Genomic DNA, 17,596 nt, shown 5'->3' with positions numbered 1-17,596 from the left:
GGCCGGACTTTGTTTTTCTCTTTAAATATCTGCTTTAGAATTGAGCATTTTCTGTTCCCACTCAGGATCTTTTGGGTCAAAGAAAAGTCTCTTTCCTGTGTCTAAACTTCTGACAATATTCATCTCGTCTTCTGTAAGTTCAAAACTAAAGACATTAAAATTTTCATCGATTCTTGAAGGCGTCACTGATTTTGGAATAACGCAGAAACCTTCCTGGAGATGCCATCTTAAAATAACCTGAGCAACAGTTTTATTATATCTTTCAGCAATTATCTTCAAACTTTCATTTTCCAAAAGACCTGCATTTCCGTTTCCGAGCGGGCTCCATGGCTGAGTTACAATGTTGTTTTCTCTGTTGTACACCTGAAGTTCTTTCTGCTGAAATAAAGGATGCAACTCAATTTGATTAATGACTGGCAAAACCGTTGCATTTGCTTCTAACTCTTCCAATTTTTCAATTGTAAAATTGCAGACACCGATGGCTTTTATTTTTCCTTCTTTGTAAAGTTCTTCCAAAGCTTTCCATGCTCCTAAAAAATCTCCGAAAGGCCAATGAATAAGATACATATCGAGATAATCGAGTTGTAATCTGTCTAAAGTTCTCTGGAATGCCGCTTTTGTTTCTTCATAACCATGAGACTGTACCCAGAGTTTTGAGGTGATGAAAAGTTCATCTCTGCTCACACCGCATTTTTGAATTGCCGTTCCCACCGCTGTTTCGTTCTGATAAATTGAGGCTGTATCAATCATTCTGTATCCGACTTCAATGGCTTTAATGACGGCATCTTCACATTGCTGGAGATTTTCCATCTGCCAAACGCCAAAGCCTAGAGCCGGAATGGCGACGCCGTTGTTTAAAGTAATTACAGGCTGCCCTGCATAATTTTTCTGCATATTTTTTTTGTTTTGATTAAAACAAAGGTCGGGTAAAATTCTCGTTTTGGATGTTAAAATTCTTTTAAAAGTAGATTTCAAATTTCTATTTTTGTGAAAACATTGATCGTACAACACAAATGAAATACTACAAGCTAATCCATTTTTTTACAATAATTTTTATTATCATTTTGAGATTGTTTTTTTCTGAATTAACCAACAATCTTCTTTATAACATCAATCTTTTCTCTTATCACAAATTTAATGTCAATGACACAAAAAATTCTGTAACTTTTATTTTGTTTTGCTCCATTATACTTTTCAATCTTTTGAAAGGAGATAACAAAATCTTCAAGGCTATATTTTGTTTTTTGATTGTTCTTAATTTAACCTTGATTGCAATGTATTTCTATAAATTTTAAAGTCAATTCAAAAAACGCGAACTTCAATTATTTAACAGAATATTTTATTGCTTTATTAAGTTCGATTGGATTATTGTGTCTCAAAATATATTCCTGCTCTTCTTTTATTTTAGGTATCAAATCAGTGGAGCTGGTATATCTCACGCCGTTATTGTCAAAACTTTTTGTAGTTCCATCTCTTAATTTCTCCCGCATTTCATGAAAAGGATCATTAAAGTATTCTATTTTTTTTGCTGTAAATTTCTTTTCTGTAATCGATAAAGGACTGTTTCCGTATCTTACTTCGAGAATATTTGAAGTATCGTAAGTTTCCGGCAAATTGATGCTTTTAACTAATGAAAAGTCAAACTGATCATTGCTGTCTTTAAGCAAAACAACTAAACCTGGCAACCCGGTAAATTTGTACGGTCCTTCTGAAAGAGGAATTTCTTTTGTGAACCAAGCCGTCCATTCTCTGCCTCCAAAATTGGTAGTGGCTTTTTGAATAGTGTATTCTGCGTATTTTTTGGTTTCTTGTGAAAGTTTCCAATTGACTTTGTCTGTTGTTGGAAACGAATATATCTGAAATTCTACCCGCTGAAAATTAATATTCTGACCGGAATTTTTCTTACGAATTACAGGTATTTGATCTGTCCATGATGTATTCGTCTGATTGGTTGCTTTATTGAGAGAATCTTTTTCTAAAAATGAATAGTCATAGTATTTGGTTTCGTTGGGATTGATATCTAAAACCATTATTTTTTTTCGGTAATCTTCCTGAGTAGAATCTGATTTGTATTTTAAATCATAAAAAAACCTCTTGGTCTGTGCTGAATGCAAAGTGAAAGCTAAAAGAAAAATGGCTAAGAAATACTTCATAAAAAATCTCAGTTTAAGCATTGATTAAGTCTCAAATAAATGAATTTTAAACGACGGATACTGATGAATATTGCGTATTTTAGAATGAGTTTTTTTGTGTATAGGTAATTTCGCCCTTTCAGGGCTTTGCAATTTCTACTTTTGATAAACTTAGGGCTTCACCCTAAGCTAATGATGTCGCCACTTCGTGGCTTTTTGTACTTTTTGAGTTGATGAATAACAATCTTAAAAAAGAAAACAGCTTCAAAAGAAGCTGTTTATTCAATATGCTTAAAGATTTCGAATTAAAAATTCTGAATTTCTTTTTCATTTAATTACTCCCACTCAATTGTTGCAGGTGGTTTGCTTGAAATATCGTAAGCTACTCTGTTGATTCCTCTTACTTCATTGATAATTCTGCTGGAAACGGTATCTAAGAACTCGTAAGGAAGTCTGCTCCAAGTTGCAGTCATAAAGTCGATGGTGTTGGCAGAACGGACAACTGCTGTGTATTCGTAGGTTCTTTCGTCGCCCATTACTCCGACAGATTTTACAGGAAGAAGAACTACGAAAGCCTGAGAAACTTTTTCATATAAATCGTTTTTGTACAGTTCTTCGATGAAAATATCATCCGCCTCCTGAAGGATTTTTACTTTTTCAGCGTCTACAGCACCTAAAATTCTGATTCCCAAACCTGGACCCGGGAAAGGATGTCTGTGAACCAAATGATGAGGAATTCCCAATTCTTCTCCGACTTTTCTTACTTCGTCTTTGAACAGTTCTCTTAATGGCTCAAGCAATTCGAACTCCATTTCTTCTGGAAGTCCACCCACGTTGTGGTGAGATTTGATTACTGCTGAAGGTCCGTTTACCGACTGACTTTCGATCACGTCAGGATAAATAGTTCCCTGAGCTAAGAATTTTGCACCTTCAATTTTATGGGATTCTTCGTCGAAAACGTGAATAAATTCATTTCCAATGATTTTTCTTTTTGTTTCTGGGTCATCAACACCTGCTAATTTTGAAAGGAATCTTTCTTTAGCATCGACCAGTTTAATGTTCATGTGAAAATGTTCGCCGTAATTCTGCATTACTTTCACATCTTCATCTTTTCTCAAAAGTCCCGTATCTACAAAGATACAAGTGAGCTGATCTCCGATTGCTTTGTGAATTAACACAGCAGCAACGGAAGAATCTACACCTCCTGAAAGACCTAAGATTACCTTATTATCTCCTACTTTTTCTTTGATTTCTTGAACTGTTTTGTCGATGTAGTTGGTCAGTTTCCAGTTTTTCTCTGAGTTACAGATGGCGAAAACGAAATTTTCAAGCATTTTTCCACCTTCTTCAGTGTGAGAAACTTCTGGGTGGAACTGGACGCAGTAGATTTTTTTGTCTTCATTTGAAATAGAAGCGATTACCCCTGATTTTGCATTTAATTCAAAACCTGCAGGCAACTGTCCAACTTCGTCGAAGTGACTCATCCATACGATGGAGTTATCGGTTACGCCTTTTAATAAAGAAGACTCTTTAACTATTTCTAAATGTGCTTTTCCGTACTCGCCTTTTACACCTTTGTGTACTTTTCCGCCTAAAAGGTGTGCTGTAAGCTGCATTCCGTAGCAGATTCCCAACACGGGAATTCCCTGTTCGTACAATTCTTTTTCAACCAAATGAGCGTTTTCTGCGTTTACAGAACTTGGTCCACCAGAAAGGATGATTCCTTTTGGCTGTTTTTCCAGAATTGTTTCTAATGGTGTATTGAATGGTAAAATTTCGGAGTACACGCCCATCTCACGGATTCTTCTTCCGATAAGCTGGTTGTACTGAGATCCGAAATCTAATATGATGATACCGTTGGTCATTATTTGATTTGAAATTTGAGGTTTGAAATTTGAGATTCGTGGTTCGGGTTACGGGGTTCGGGATTCAAGATTCAAGATTCGGGATTCAAGATTTAAGATTAATTAAAATACTTTTTACTTTTATCTTTTACTTGTCTCTTTTTACTTTTTACCTGGCTCTTCTTAGCCCTGATGGTAGCGGCATCCTTTTTTGTTGCGAACGCAGCGAAGCGAAGATCGTGACAAAAAAGATACAGCGGACAGCAGGTTCCCGGCTCCTGAAAAAAAAAGCCCCGAAAAATCAGGGCATTATATTAAAATTTACCGATGTCTTCTCTGTAGAAGCTGTAATCAAAATGTACCGGAATTGCATCTTCGTACACTTTTTTGCGGGCTTCTTCGTAGGTAGCGCCTGTAGCCACAATGTTGAGCACTCTACCACCGTTGGAAACTACTTTGTCGCCTTTTTTTACAGCACCTGCGTAGAGTAACTGGCTGTGTTTTACTTTGTCTTCGCCTACAATCTCGAATCCAGTTTCGATGTTTCTCGGATAACCTCCTGAACACATTACAAGACAAACTGCTTTTTCGTCCTTGAACTTCAGCTGAATATCTTTTCCTTCAATGCAATCGTTGATTACGTCCAAAAGATTGTTTTCCATCAAAGCCATCAAAACCTGAGTTTCCGGATCTCCGAATCTCATGTTGTATTCTAAAAGATAAGTTCCGTTTTTGGTAATCATCAGTCCGAAGAAGATAATTCCCTTAAAGCTGAAACCTTCGCCTTTAAGACCTTTTACAGTCGGCTCAAGAATATTTTTCTCGAAATCTGCAAAGTGCTCTGCTGTAAATTCCGGGCTTGGTGCCACAGCTCCCATACCTCCAGTGTTAGGGCCCGTGTCTCCGTTTCCTGCTTTTTTATAATCTTTTGCAGCAACACAAGGGAATAATTTTTCCCCATTTGAGAATGCAATGATTGAAGCTTCAAAACCTTCAAGATATTCTTCGATAACCACACGGATTCCCGCATCACCAAAGATTCTTCTGATCATAAAGTCGTGAATGGTAGCTTCTGCCTCTTCAAGAGTTTCGCAGATCACAACACCTTTTCCACCTGCCAAACCGCTGGCTTTGATTACCAATGGAAATTCCTGAGTCTGAAGATATTGTTTAGCATCATTATAGGCATCAAAAACTTCTGCTTTTGCCGTTTTGATATCATAGGTTTTCATAAATTTCTTGGAGAAAGCTTTACTTCCTTCAAGACTTGCCACTTTCTGAGTCGGACCGAAAACTTTAAGATCGTGCTTTTTGAATTCGTCTTTCAAGCCTGCCACCAATGGTGCTTCCGGGCCTACAATGGTAAGATCTACCTTTTCTTTGATTGCAAAATCTCTGAGTTCTTTGATTTCTGATAGATGGATATTTTTCCCTATTCTGTCGGTAGTTGCGTTTCCGTTGGAAAAAAACATCTGACTCACTCTTGAATCTTTCTGAAGTTTTGTTGCCAGAGCAGATTCTCTTCCTCCTTCACCTATGATTAATATTCTCATACTTTATTTATTATCTAGTCTATTTTACAAATATATAATTTTGAATGCTATAAATACAATCTCAAATTACTATTTTAATTCAATTTTAATGAAAAAAGTGTCTTACGCCAGTGAACATCATCGGGATTTTGTGCTCGTTGGCAGCGTCGATACTTTCCTGATCTTTTACGCTTCCTCCGGGCTGGATAATTGCTGTAATGCCTTCCTGAGCGCAGAAATCTACCACATCACGGAATGGGAAAAATGCATCAGAAGCTAGAACCAAATCTCCAGTGAATTTCTCTTTTGCTCTTTCGATGGCCTGTTGCGTTGCCCAGATTCTGTTCACCTGTCCGCCTCCGATTCCGAAGGCCTGGATTCCGTTTGAAACAACGATGGCGTTTGATTTTACGTATTTTACCACTCTCTGAGAAAAAAGTAATGCCTTCTTCTGCTCCTCTGTCGGTTGACTTTCCGTAACCACTTTAATATCATCTGAAAAAATACTGTCGTTATCCTGTACTAAAATTCCACCATCCACTTTTACCCAAGTCTGCTTGTCTGAAACCGGGTTCACGATTTTTATAATTCTTAGATTTTTCTTTTTTCTTAAAATTTCCAGAGCATCCGCATCAAAATCAGGAGCCATTACGATTTCAAGGAATGTTTTGTTTAATTCTTCAGCCGTTACAGCATCAATTTTGAAGTTGGCAGCAACAATTCCACCGAAGATTGAAACCGGATCACATTCGAAAGTCTTTTTATAAGTTTCTAAGGCTGAAGTTCCGATCGCCACTCCACAAGGTGTGGAATGTTTTACGGCACAACATGCCATTTCTTCTTTAAATTCTGTCACCACTTTCCAGCAAAGATCCATATCACGAAGGTTGTTGAATGACAATTCTTTACCTCCCAACTGTTCGAAATCTTTCATCGCACCGTTTTCAAAAGTTGAAACGTAGTACGCTGCAGTCTGGTGTGGATTTTCTCCGTATCTTAAGTCTGAAACTTTCTTGTATGAAGCGCTTAAATAAGTCGGGTAATCTTCTTCTAAAAGCATTCTTGAGATGGCCGCATCGTAAGCTGAAGTAAGGTTGAATACTTTTCCGGCTAATTTTTTACGCGTTTCAATGACAGTGTCGCCGTTTTGCTCCATTTCGGCTTTTACTTTTTCGTAATCTTCAACGTCAGTAATAACGGTAACAGAATCGAAATTTTTTGCAGCAGAACGAAGCATTGAAGGACCTCCGATGTCTATAAATTCTACTTTTTCGTGCAATGAAATGTCTTTGTTTACATTTTCAAAAAACGGATACAAATTCACAATCACCATGTCGATCAAACCGATATTGTGCTCCTGAACGGTTTTCATGTGCTCTTCGTTTGAACGGACAGCCAATAAACCACCGTGAACTTTCGGGTGTAAAGTTTTCACTCTTCCGTCTAACATTTCAGGAAAATCGGTTACCTCATCGATTTGAATCGGATTTAAACCAGCGTCTTTCAAATGTTTGAATGTACCTCCAGTAGAGATCAATTCATAATTTTGAGATTCTAAAAACTGTGCGAATTCAGTTAATCCGCTTTTGTCAGAAACACTGATCAAAACTCTCTTGCTCATAGATTTTTCATTTTTTTCGAAGTCGAAACCGCAGTTTCAATTGCGGTTTTTCCTTCATTTTACTTTTTCACCCACCAAATAACAGAATTTCACCCTATTTTTTGGTAAGCCGTCCCGTTGGGACTTTTTCAACTTTACTTTTTACAGTTATTTCAAACTGTAGACCGGTTCTTTCACCTCCGGTCTTACTTTTACTTAGATTATTTTGAAATAATTTTTGTTGATCTAAGTGTGTCTTTTAATCCTCTCCCCAACCCTCTCCAAAGGAGAGGGAGCAGAGCAAATATATTGTTTTGGGTTCTATTTTAGCTTACAAATATGAAGCGTCTATAACCACCCCGTCAAAAATTCTTTGAATTTTTGCCACCCCTCCAAGGGAGGGGAATTTTTAATTATACTTTTTAATGACGATTAGTTATTTCCTAATACTTTATTAATTGCTACAGGAAAAATTTCATATTCAATTTTATGAACTTTTTCTGCTAACGTTTCGGGAGTGTCGTTTTCTGTGACTTCGAATGATTTCTGGAGGATTGCTTCTCCTTCGTCAATTCCTACGGTTACGAAATGAACGGTTGCTCCGCTTTCTTTTTCTTTAGCTTCAATCACCGCATTATGAACATGATGCCCCCACATTCCTTTTCCTCCATATTTTGGAAGTAAGGCCGGGTGAATGTTGATGATTTTTCCTGCCCAATTTTCCACGAACTCAGGTTTGAGGATGGATAAAAATCCTGCCAATACGATTAAATCTGTATTTTCCGGAATGATTTTACCCAGTTCGCTGCTGAAATTTTTCCCTCTCGGAATCACCGCGGTTTCTATGTTGTGGTTTTTTGCTCTTTCGAGTCCGTAACATTCTCTGTCGGCAACAACTAAAGATACTTCTGCATTCTGGATTTCTCCGCTGCCGATGGTATCGATAATTCTCTGAAGATTGGTTCCGGAACCTGAAACTAAAATGACAATATTTTTCATTAAAAACTATTATTGCTAAAAATACATTCTTCCCTAGCCCCGATGGAAACGGCATCCTTTTTTGGGGCGGACGGAACGAAGTGTAGACCGTCCCAAAAAAGATACAGTGGACAGCGGGAATTGCTCCAAAGCAATCGACGGAGTCAAATAGCTCCTAAAATTTCAAATCGATTTTTTCTGCTCCTTCCGCGATTTCTCCAATCTCGTAAGCGTCATCTAAAAGGTGAAGCACTTTTTCAGCGTGATCAGGATCTACGACAACGATCATTCCGACACCCATGTTGAAGGTTCCGAACATTTCTTCACGGGCGATGTTTCCTCTTTTTTCAAGTTCTAACATTACCGTTGGAATCTGAATTTTTGAAGCATCGATTGTAGCGCATAATCCGTCACCAATGATTCTTGGAATGTTTTCGTATAAACCGCCTCCTGTGATGTGGGCAATTCCTGAAACTTCAACCTCTTCAATCACCTTGTGAATGTCTTTATAATATAATCTTGTAGGAACCAAAAGTGTTTCGTACAAAGGCTTTCCTTCAAATTCTTCTTCGAAATTAGGGAAAATTTTTCTAACCAAAGAGAATCCGTTTGAGTGGAAACCTGAACTTGGTAAAGCGATAATTTTATCTCCCGTTTTGATTTTTGAACCGTCAATGATCTGGTCTTTCTCTACGATTCCTACGCAGAAACCTGCAACGTCGTAATCTCCCGGCTGATACATTCCCGGCATTTCGGCAGTTTCACCACCAATCAATGCACAGTTGTTGTCTTTACAGGCTTTCACCATTCCTAAAACAATCTCCGCAGCGATTTCTGAATCCAGTTTACCGCAAGCTAAATAATCAAGGAAAAACAGGGGTTTTGCACCGTGACACAGGATATCGTTAGCACACATTGCGAAACAGTCTACGCCGATAGAATCGTATCTTTTTGAGTCTAAAGCAACTTTAAGCTTAGTTCCTACTCCATCAGTTCCTGAAACCAAAACAGGGTTTTTGTAACCACCGATTTCGTAGAAAGCACCGAAGCTTCCCAAATGGTTCAATACATTGGAATTGTGAGTTTCGCCCACCGCTTTTTTGATCTTATCAACGGTTTTGTAACCTTCTTCTTTGTCTACTCCTGCAGATTTGTAAGTGTTGCTCATATTTTTAATGTAACAGTGTATCAATTTAACAATCTAACAAATGAATCGTTTTTGCTAAAGTGGGACGTATTAATTTTTATTATATTAATTCAAATTTCGAAAACAAAAAAGCCGACAATCTTGGTAGATTATCGGCCGTTATATTATCTCAGAATTTCAGAGTCCACAACATTCCCTTTTTTGGAGAAACATTCTTTGAAAGTGGTCTGAATTTTCATTACTTTTTCTTTTTGCAAAGATATTAATTTTAAGTTAATATTCAAATGCTATTTTTCTAAGATTGTTTCAACCGCAGAAATCTTGCTTACTTTCTCGCGTAACTCACTGTCTTTTTCTTCATTAGAAATTTTCTGAGCTTCTTTGTCGAAATTATCATTAAAAAAAGGCAACGTAAAAGTATCAACGATATTTCCGCCGTGTAAAGGAAAACGTTTTTCAGCAGCCTCCAAAACGCCTAAACCACCTCTTCCACCCGGAGCTGTTGCCATCAGCAACATTGGTTTTTCGTTCCATACTGCTCTCTGTTTTATTCTTGACGTCCAGTCGAACACGTTTTTGAAAGCCGTTGAATAGGTTCCGTTGTGCTCAGAAAGTGAAACTAAAAGCAGATCTGCGCTGTCAATTTTTGAAGCAAGATCAAGCGCCTGCTGTGGAACACCGCTTTCTACTTCTCTCTGGTGTTTGTAGATGGGCATTTCAAAATCGTTCATGTCTACGATTTCTATTTCTGCGCTTTCGAATAAAGTGGTAGCGTAGGTTACGAGTTGTCTGTTGATTGATGTGTCGGAATTGCTTCCTGCGATGGCTAGGATTTTCATTTATTTAAATTATATTATTGAAGGTTTGCGTGATATTTATTGAACCACTGCGTGGTTCGTTGATTTTTGGTTATTATGTATCCATGGGTTTCACCCACGGCTATTAATATTGAACCACTTCGTGGTTTATTATTACCAATTGTCTGTTTTATGGTTTCAATCACCAAAGTTGTTCACAATCAACCTCGTTTTGGTTTGCTTGGTTGAAAAATTATATAAGAAGGTTTATTCGCCAAAACCTCTTCAGTCAGGTATATTTTGATGGTGCAAAATTAGTGTTTATTTTAAATATGCCGGTAAATCCATTGGAACTTCCATCAGAAGAATTTCGGTGTCCTCTACCGCTTCGATGTTGAAGCTTTGAGTATCCCAGATTCCCAAACCGTCTTTTTCGTTTAAGATTCTGTCGCCTACTTTTGCGCTGCCTTTTAAAACAAATGCATAAACGCCGTTTCCTTTTTTGTTGATGGTGTAGTTTTTACCGTTTCCTTTGGTGAAATTGGCTAAATTAAACCAGGCATCCTGATGAATCCAAACGCCGTCGTCGTTTTTGTTTGGCGATAAAATCTGCTGGAAACCATTAATTTTTTCTCCGTCTTTAATGCTTTTCTGATCGTATCTCGGTTCTACATTTTCTTCTCTTGGGAAAACCCAGATCTGCAAGAATTTCACAGCTTCATCTTTATTCTGATTATATTCGCTGTGCATCACACCGATTCCGGCGCTCATCACCTGAATTTCTCCTTTTCTGATTACCGCAGTTGTTCCCATCGAATCTTTATGCTCCAGGTTTCCTTCCAAAGGAATTGAAATGATCTCCATGTTTTTGTGAGGGTGCGTTCCGAAACCCATTCCCTGAGAAACGGTGTCGTCATTTAAAACTCTCAATACTCCGAAATTGGATCTTTCTCTGTTTTGATAGCCCGCAAAACTGAAAGTGTGAAAAGAATTTAACCAACCGTGATCTGCGTGACCTCTGGAATCTGCTTTGTGATATACTGTTTTCATAATTTATAAGTAATTAGTAATGATTAATAAGTAATGATGATGTTTAAATTTATTAAAGCAAAATTCGCAAAAAATTTATCCAGGAATGTTGATGTAAGGTAAGAAGTGATTTTTATATGAATGGTGAATAGTCAGTTTTCTTCGAAGTGAATTTTTCAGAGCCTGGATTATTTTGTGAATAATAGATTTGGGCTAAAGCCTATCTCAACTTTGAAATAAAAAAGCGGACTAAAGTCCGCTCCTATTGATATTTTTATGTAAATTTTTTATTGAAATCAAATTCTTAATTCTAATTTTCAATATTGAATCTTGAACATAAAATTTTGAATCTTGAATATTGAATTTTAAATATTGAATCTCAAATCCTGAATTGCGAATTGCGAATCTCAAATCTCAAATTCCAAATCTCAAATTCAAAAGTGCACCTGCTGAATTTCCTCTTCGATTTCCTGAGGATTTGCGTCATCCGATTTAATGAAAATCATTGTTAAGACTGCGCCGAGAAGCATACAGATTCCGCCAACGACAACATAGCCCATCGCGTAATTTCCAAAGGCACCTTTTACAATTGGGCCACCAAAGACACCGTTGATGATTTGTGGAATTACGATGAAGAAATTGAAAATCCCCATAAAAACCCCCATTTTCCTCTGCGGAATTGCATCTATCAGCATCGCATATGGCATTGCCAAAATACTTGCCCACGCAAAACCAAGTCCGATCATTGAAATCCAGAGCAGTGAAGTATCTTTAATGAAATACATTGAAATTAATCCTATACCTCCACATAATAACGCTAATGCATGAGTTTGTTTTTTACCGATCCATTTTGCAATCGGCGTCAACAGAAATGCAAACGGAATTGCCCAGAGATTGTACATACCAAATAATTTACCTGTAAGATCACCGGCTTTGTTGAATTCAACAGAATGCGTGTCTTCGGGAGACAATCCGAAATGATGCGTGGCTAAAGCACTTGTCGTGAAAACCCACATGGTAAACAGTGCAAACCAAGAGAAAAACTGAACAATTCCCAACTTTTTCATTAAGGTTGGAATTTTCGCAAAATCACTGAAGATATCTGATAATTTTGACGGTTTTTCAACTACTTCTTTTCCGCCTTCAAATTCAGCAAATTCTTTTGGCGAATATTCTTTTGTTGTAACTATCGTGTAAATGATGGTCAGTAAAAGAATTCCCGCACCACAGTAGAATGCGTAAATCACATTATCGGCCACGAAACCTTCTTTAGCTACATTCGAAACACCTAATTTGGTCAGCCAATCCGGCAGATAAGATCCGATCACCGCGCCAATCCCGATCAGAATGGTCTGTACTGAAAATCCCAAAGTTCCCTGATGTTTCGGAAGCATATCTCCTACCAGCGCACGGAAGGGTTCCATAGCAATATTAATGGAAGCGTCCATCATTGCTAAGAAAATAACTGCCAAAAGTAAAACGTTGGCCGCCATCATCTGTGTTGCAGAAGCTGCGTTGGGAAGTAAAACCAAACCGATGGCACAAAGAATCGCACCTATCAGAAAATAAGGTTTCCTTCTTCCAAGCGGACTCCACGTATTGTCGCCCATGTGACCGATGATAGGCTGAACGATGAGACCTGTTATGGGAGCAACCAGCCAAAACCACGAAAGCTGATGAACGTCTGCACCAAAATTTCCTAAAATCCGGCTGGCGTTACCATTTTGTAAACCAAAAGCCATCTGAATACCCAAAAATCCCATGCTCATGTTGATGATCTGAGCCATGGAGAGATTCGGTTTTATCTTTTTTGTCATAAATTTATTATTGATAAGTGATGAAATAGAAAAGACTTTTACCTAATTTTTTAATTTCTGAATCATAGCGTCTTCAATTGGAGCTTTGATTTCCACAATTTTATCCACTACCTCATTAGGAACCGTCACAGACAAAACATACTGTTTCACTTTCCATTGTCCATTAATCTTTTCCAATACTCCGGAACCACGGCAGATTTTCATTTGGGTATCCAATAATTCGTCGAACCACGCAAGTTTTCCGTCTTTTGCGAAATAAACATTTCTTTTTAAGGATTTAAAATTCCATGTTGATTTTTTGTCGAAGTATGGTTTTGCCCAAACCATAAATTGTTTTTTATCCCAAACCTCAGTGGCATCGGTTCCAATAAAGGTAGATTCTTCTGCGAAAAAGCCGAAGTAAGTTTTATAATCTGCTTGTGCAGCTGCAACGTTGAATGCATCGAGCATAGTAGCGATTTCTGTTTTATCTTTCTCAAATTTCGCCTGTGCCTGGATGGTTGTGAAACTCAGGATCAACAGGAAAACTGTAAATATTAATGTTGTTTTTTTCATTTTAAATTTATTTTTTTTTAAACACAAATGACACTAATCTTCTCACTAATGACACTACTGGATTGCGAAAAATTGTATGATTGATATTTGACAATTCTCATCTTAAACACAGATTTCATTAATCTTTTTCAGTGAATATATCAATGATGTGTGTAATTCGTGCGACTATCTGTGAAATTAGTGTTTACATTAATTCAATAACCATCGAAGTTTTAGCAGGAACAGTTAAAGTATTCTGAAGTGAAATTTCTTTATCTGAGATCACATCTTTGCCTTTAACTGAAGATTTTATAGCTTCTGAAAATCTTTTTAAGTCTACAACTTCATCTTTTTCATTGGCATTCACTACCACCATCACCGTTTCTTTTTCGTTGTATCTAAAGTACACAAAAACATTATTCTGAGGAACGAAATTTTTAGTTTTTCCGGTATGGATCACGTCTTTGCCTTTCCTCCAGTTTAATAATTTCTGGGTAAAACCATGAAACTCCTTCTGCTGCGCAGTTTGCGAAGCCGTACTGAAAGCACTTTGCGTATCTGCTTTCCAGCCACCCGGAAAATCTCTTCTGATGTCTGCGTCACCGCCTTTATTTTTATCTCCACGCATTCCGATTTCGGTTCCGTAATAGATCTGTGGAATTCCTCGGACGGTTGAGATGATTGTCATTGCCAATTTGTATGCTTTCGGGTCATTATTAAACATTTCATTCCATCTCTCGGTGTCGTGATTTTCGAAGAAGACGAGAAGATTGTTGATGTCCGGATACAGGAAATCATTCGTGAAACTGTTGTAAAGTCTGTTCATCCCGTTATTCCAGCCTTCTTTTTCTTTAATGGCTTTCGGAAGTTCGTCGTACAAAGGAAAATCCATCACCGATGGTAAATTTGAATTGTAATTGGCCGCTTCTCCAGTCTTAGAATCCTTCTGCCACGCAGAAATATGTCCGGCAGAGCTTAACCATGTTTCTCCTACAATATTGAATTTCGGATACTCGTCGGTAATTGCCTTTGCCCATTTCGCCATTGCTTCCTTATCGTTGTACGGATAAGTATCTACACGGAAACCACCCAATTCAGCGTATTCAATCCACCAAATTGCATTTTGGGTTAAGTATTTTAAAACCAAAGGATTGCTCTGATTAATATCGGGCATCGAAGTATCAAACCAACCGTCCAGCGCTACTTTTCTGTCTGCATCGGAAGCATTCGGGTCAAACTGAGACGTGATTTTGTAATTGGAACGTTTGAAGCCTTTATCACCATCATCAAACCAGTGAATCCAGTCCTTTGTGGGCAGATCTTTGATGAGCCAGTGAGAAATTCCCCAGTGATTGGTCACGTAATCCATCACCAGCATCATGTTTCTTTTGTTGAGTTTTTGTGAAAGCTCTCTGTACTCTTCGTTGGTTCCGTACCGTCCGTCGATTTTGTAAAGGTCTGTCTGCGCATAACCGTGATAAGAATATCCTTTTTCGTTGTCTTCATTAACTGGAGTCAGCCAGACTGCAGTTGCTCCGAGGTTTTGCAGGTAGTCGAGATTGTTGATAATTCCACGTAGATCTCCACCGTGACGGCCATTTGGAAGACTTCTGTTGGCTTTTTCGGTAAGGTTGGGCTGAGAGTCATTTTTCTCATCACCATTCGCAAAACGGTCGGGCATGATGAGATACATCAGATCTTTCGAGGTGTATGAATTTCTGTTGGCAGAATTAGGATTTCTTTCTTTAAGTTCATAGGTGTATGAGCCGACGTTTTTCTTTCCGTTTTTAACGTTGATTTTAAATTTCGAAACGTTGATTTCATTCATATTTAAAGTCACAAAAACATAATTTGGATTTTCGACTTTCTGAATGTCTTTTGCTTTGATTCCGTCTGAAATTTCGATCTCTTTTTTGGCAATGTCTTTTCCGTAAATAAGGAGCTGAACTTCAGGATTTTTCATCCCTTTCCACCAAAATGCGGGTTCTACTTTGTCTAAAGGTTTTTGCGAATAAGCCAGAGCAGCTGCTGATAATGCTGCAATTGCATATAATTTTTTCATAATAGATTATTTTTGAATGATTCCAATACAGAACAGTGTTTCATTTCTGTTCACTGGTGGTGTTCCAATTTTGTACAAAATGATACCGTCTGACTGTGAAATAATATCTTTTTTTCTGTTTCCGAATTCGTCTGTAATATAGCCCAAAATTTGGTTTTTTCTGACCTCATCTCCGCTTTTTAACATACTGTAAAAAATTCCGTTTTCCGGAACCCGAATGTAGTCCTGACTGCTAAAGAATCTCTGAGGTTCAGAATTTTTTTTAACTGAAATTCTGCCCTTATAATTTCCTGAAAATTTCAGCATACGGAAGACTGCATTTTTAATCAGATCCACATTTTCTCTCTGCACCGTTCCCAGTTTTCCGGCTTCAATACTTAAAGCTGTAATTCCCTGCTGTGTTGCTTCTTTGAAAGCATATTTCGATTGGTCTGAAGGTTTTAAATTGTAGGGATATGACACGATGTTTTTCATCCCGGAAGCTTTGGATAAATTTAATGCTAAATCTGTCTTGTTCTCTTTATCTTTTCTGTCGTAAAAGCAGACAAATGGCAACAAATCTTCATTGGCATCTCCTCCGTGAATATCGAGAAAAATATCTGAGTTTGAAATGATTTCTTTAGTAATAAAATCGGCGATTTTATCGGTTACAGTTCCGTCTTTTGAGCCCGGAAAAGCATTGTTTAAATTTTTGCCGTCGAGAGGATTTACAAATGGCATTCTTTTCTGAAAAGATTCTACACTGGCAACCGGAACGATGACTAAAGCTCCGTTAATATTTTCGGGTTTAATTTCAGTTAATAATTCCTGAACAGCGATGATGGGTGGATATTCGTAACCGTGAATTCCGGCAATAACTGTAAAAACCGGACCTTTATTTTTTCCTTTAATGACTGTAACAGGAATGTATGTTTTCTGTGTATCTGTTCCAATGGAAACGACGGTATCTTTTCTGAATGACCGATTTTCAGAGAGTATTTTTCTGATTTGAGCCTTTGGTAAAATTCCGCAGAAAAGTAATGCAAAAACTGCAGTTTTAAGAATGATTTTCATCTGCATCTTTTAATTGACATTGACCGTCTGGCGTTTTGCAATTCTGTTCGCGAGCCAACTTACATAAAACAGCTGAAAACTGTGATAGATCATGACAGGCAGTAAAAATAAAACTTTCTGATCATCTGCAATTCCTAAAACCAAAACGAATAGACTTCCATGCACAAGAGATTTTTTTGAACCACAGAAAGTTGCGGTGATTACATCCTGAGTTTTAAATTTCATTTTTTCAGCTAAAAACTGGGTGATATGGTAGACTGCGAAGAAGAGAAAAATCACACTGAAAGTCAAAACTAAAAATACAAATGAAGGAACTGATGAGAAAACGTGCTGTACGAAAGCCGTAGAAAAACTTTCGTAAACAATCAGCAGAATAATCAATCTGTCGAATTCATTGATGATATTTGAATACTTTGTGACGAATTTTTTCAATAAAGGATTGAAAATAATTCCTAAAATAATCGGCAGTAAAACCTTTATCAAAAGCTGCTGAAGAATTTCTCCGTTGGCTCCTGCAGAAGTTTCTGATGTCATAAAAAAGCTCATCAGAAGCGGTGTCATCACAATTCCGATAATTCCTGAAACCGAAGCGTTGAAAATCGCTGAAGTCACGTTTCCTTTGGCAATCGAAACCATCACAACAGACGATGAAACGGTGGACGGAAGACTTGCCAGAAAAAATATGGAGAGCCAGATGTTGAAATATTCTGAATCTTTGATGAACGGATAAAAAATAAAAACCAGAAACGGAAAAATAAGAAAAGTAGCGGACTGAATGAGCAGGTGCAGCTTCCAGTTGGTGATGTCTTTTACAACTTCTTTTAAATTCAGTTTTAAACCGTAGAGAAGGAAAATCCCTGCAATTCCCCAATCTATAAAGGCTGAGAGATTGAAATACTGATTGTAAGATTCGTGAAAAGGGATAATTTTCGCCATTAAGACCATTATAATCAGCAGGATCAGAAAAATATTCTGTTTGCTGAAGAGTGTAGCCATCAACTTCATTGAGATAATTTTAAACCTTAAATTTACAAAAAAAAACTTTGCCGGAGAATTTCTACCTCCGGCAAA

The 17,596-nt window shown here is 37.5% G+C and carries 14 protein-coding genes; all 14 read right to left on the bottom strand.

Going from position 1 to position 17,596, the window contains the following annotated elements:
* Positions 1 to 21: 21 nt before the first annotated feature.
* Positions 22 to 894 carry an aldo/keto reductase gene (locus tag IC610_RS02455; RefSeq protein ID WP_191735078.1) on the bottom strand — a complete coding sequence of 291 codons (873 nt, stop codon included), beginning with the start codon at positions 892 to 894 and terminating at the stop codon, positions 22 to 24.
* Positions 895 to 1,322: 428 nt separating this feature from the next.
* Positions 1,323 to 2,153: a GLPGLI family protein gene (locus IC610_RS02450; protein WP_191735077.1), complete on the bottom strand. Its 831-nt coding sequence runs from the start codon at positions 2,151 to 2,153 to the stop codon at positions 1,323 to 1,325.
* Between the two features lie 314 nt (positions 2,154 to 2,467).
* Entirely contained in the window at positions 2,468 to 3,997 is a 1,530-nt protein-coding gene (gene guaA, locus IC610_RS02445; protein ID WP_191735076.1) for a glutamine-hydrolyzing GMP synthase, read from the bottom strand.
* Between the two features lie 293 nt (positions 3,998 to 4,290).
* Entirely contained in the window at positions 4,291 to 5,529 is a 1,239-nt protein-coding gene (gene purD, locus IC610_RS02440; RefSeq protein WP_191735075.1) for a phosphoribosylamine--glycine ligase, read from the bottom strand.
* An 85-nt stretch (positions 5,530 to 5,614) separates the two neighbouring features.
* Positions 5,615 to 7,129, bottom strand: coding sequence for a bifunctional phosphoribosylaminoimidazolecarboxamide formyltransferase/IMP cyclohydrolase (gene purH / locus IC610_RS02435; RefSeq protein ID WP_191735074.1), 1,515 nt, complete (start codon positions 7,127 to 7,129; stop codon positions 5,615 to 5,617).
* A gap of 411 nt (positions 7,130 to 7,540) precedes the next feature.
* Positions 7,541 to 8,107, bottom strand: a complete 567-nt coding sequence (gene purN / locus IC610_RS02430; protein WP_191735073.1) for a phosphoribosylglycinamide formyltransferase — start codon at positions 8,105 to 8,107, stop codon at positions 7,541 to 7,543.
* A 154-nt stretch (positions 8,108 to 8,261) separates the two neighbouring features.
* Positions 8,262 to 9,254, bottom strand: a complete 993-nt coding sequence (gene purM, locus IC610_RS02425) for a phosphoribosylformylglycinamidine cyclo-ligase (RefSeq protein ID WP_191735072.1) — start codon at positions 9,252 to 9,254, stop codon at positions 8,262 to 8,264.
* Between the two features lie 266 nt (positions 9,255 to 9,520).
* Entirely contained in the window at positions 9,521 to 10,072 is a 552-nt protein-coding gene (locus IC610_RS02420) for an NADPH-dependent FMN reductase (RefSeq protein WP_191735071.1), read from the bottom strand.
* Between the two features lie 279 nt (positions 10,073 to 10,351).
* On the bottom strand, positions 10,352 to 11,080 hold the full coding sequence (locus IC610_RS02415) for a pirin family protein (RefSeq protein ID WP_191735070.1): 729 nt from the start codon (positions 11,078 to 11,080) through the stop codon (positions 10,352 to 10,354).
* 413 nt (positions 11,081 to 11,493) lie between these two features.
* Positions 11,494 to 12,876: an MFS transporter gene (locus tag IC610_RS02410; protein ID WP_191735069.1), complete on the bottom strand. Its 1,383-nt coding sequence runs from the start codon at positions 12,874 to 12,876 to the stop codon at positions 11,494 to 11,496.
* Positions 12,877 to 12,918: 42 nt separating this feature from the next.
* Entirely contained in the window at positions 12,919 to 13,431 is a 513-nt protein-coding gene (locus IC610_RS02405; RefSeq protein ID WP_191735068.1) for a nuclear transport factor 2 family protein, read from the bottom strand.
* Positions 13,432 to 13,615: 184 nt separating this feature from the next.
* Entirely contained in the window at positions 13,616 to 15,472 is a 1,857-nt protein-coding gene (locus IC610_RS02400) for a glycoside hydrolase family 13 protein (protein ID WP_191735067.1), read from the bottom strand.
* Positions 15,473 to 15,478: 6 nt separating this feature from the next.
* The gene (locus IC610_RS02395) at positions 15,479 to 16,525 is read right to left on the bottom strand and encodes a M14 family metallopeptidase (RefSeq protein WP_191735066.1); all 1,047 of its coding nucleotides are present in this window, start codon (positions 16,523 to 16,525) and stop codon (positions 15,479 to 15,481) included.
* Between the two features lie 9 nt (positions 16,526 to 16,534).
* On the bottom strand, positions 16,535 to 17,521 hold the full coding sequence (locus IC610_RS02390; RefSeq protein ID WP_191735065.1) for a bile acid:sodium symporter family protein: 987 nt from the start codon (positions 17,519 to 17,521) through the stop codon (positions 16,535 to 16,537).
* Positions 17,522 to 17,596: the final 75 nt, after the last annotated feature.

The organism is Chryseobacterium caseinilyticum, from assembly GCF_014837145.1.
Classification (GTDB): domain Bacteria; phylum Bacteroidota; class Bacteroidia; order Flavobacteriales; family Weeksellaceae; genus Chryseobacterium; species Chryseobacterium caseinilyticum.
Note: the sequence above shows the minus strand (reverse complement) of the source record. Positions and strands in the feature narration are given on the sequence as shown.

Excerpts from the sequence above, each read along its gene's own strand:
- guaA (WP_191735076.1), bottom strand. The coding sequence starts at position 3,997 with ATGACCAACGGTATCATCATATTAGATTTCGGATCTCAGTACAACCAG.
- IC610_RS02405 (WP_191735068.1), bottom strand. The coding sequence starts at position 13,431 with ATGAAAAAAACAACATTAATATTTACAGTTTTCCTGTTGATCCTGAGT.
- IC610_RS02420 (WP_191735071.1), bottom strand. The coding sequence starts at position 10,072 with ATGAAAATCCTAGCCATCGCAGGAAGCAATTCCGACACATCAATCAAC.
- IC610_RS02400 (WP_191735067.1), bottom strand. The coding sequence starts at position 15,472 with ATGAAAAAATTATATGCAATTGCAGCATTATCAGCAGCTGCTCTGGCT.
- purH (WP_191735074.1), bottom strand. The coding sequence starts at position 7,129 with ATGAGCAAGAGAGTTTTGATCAGTGTTTCTGACAAAAGCGGATTAACT.
- purN (WP_191735073.1), bottom strand. The coding sequence starts at position 8,107 with ATGAAAAATATTGTCATTTTAGTTTCAGGTTCCGGAACCAATCTTCAG.
- purD (WP_191735075.1), bottom strand. The coding sequence starts at position 5,529 with ATGAGAATATTAATCATAGGTGAAGGAGGAAGAGAATCTGCTCTGGCA.
- IC610_RS02455 (WP_191735078.1), bottom strand. The coding sequence starts at position 894 with ATGCAGAAAAATTATGCAGGGCAGCCTGTAATTACTTTAAACAACGGC.
- IC610_RS02390 (WP_191735065.1), bottom strand. The coding sequence starts at position 17,521 with ATGGCTACACTCTTCAGCAAACAGAATATTTTTCTGATCCTGCTGATT.
- IC610_RS02395 (WP_191735066.1), bottom strand. The coding sequence starts at position 16,525 with ATGAAAATCATTCTTAAAACTGCAGTTTTTGCATTACTTTTCTGCGGA.
- purM (WP_191735072.1), bottom strand. The coding sequence starts at position 9,254 with ATGAGCAACACTTACAAATCTGCAGGAGTAGACAAAGAAGAAGGTTAC.
- IC610_RS02410 (WP_191735069.1), bottom strand. The coding sequence starts at position 12,876 with ATGACAAAAAAGATAAAACCGAATCTCTCCATGGCTCAGATCATCAAC.
- IC610_RS02415 (WP_191735070.1), bottom strand. The coding sequence starts at position 11,080 with ATGAAAACAGTATATCACAAAGCAGATTCCAGAGGTCACGCAGATCAC.
- IC610_RS02450 (WP_191735077.1), bottom strand. The coding sequence starts at position 2,153 with ATGAAGTATTTCTTAGCCATTTTTCTTTTAGCTTTCACTTTGCATTCA.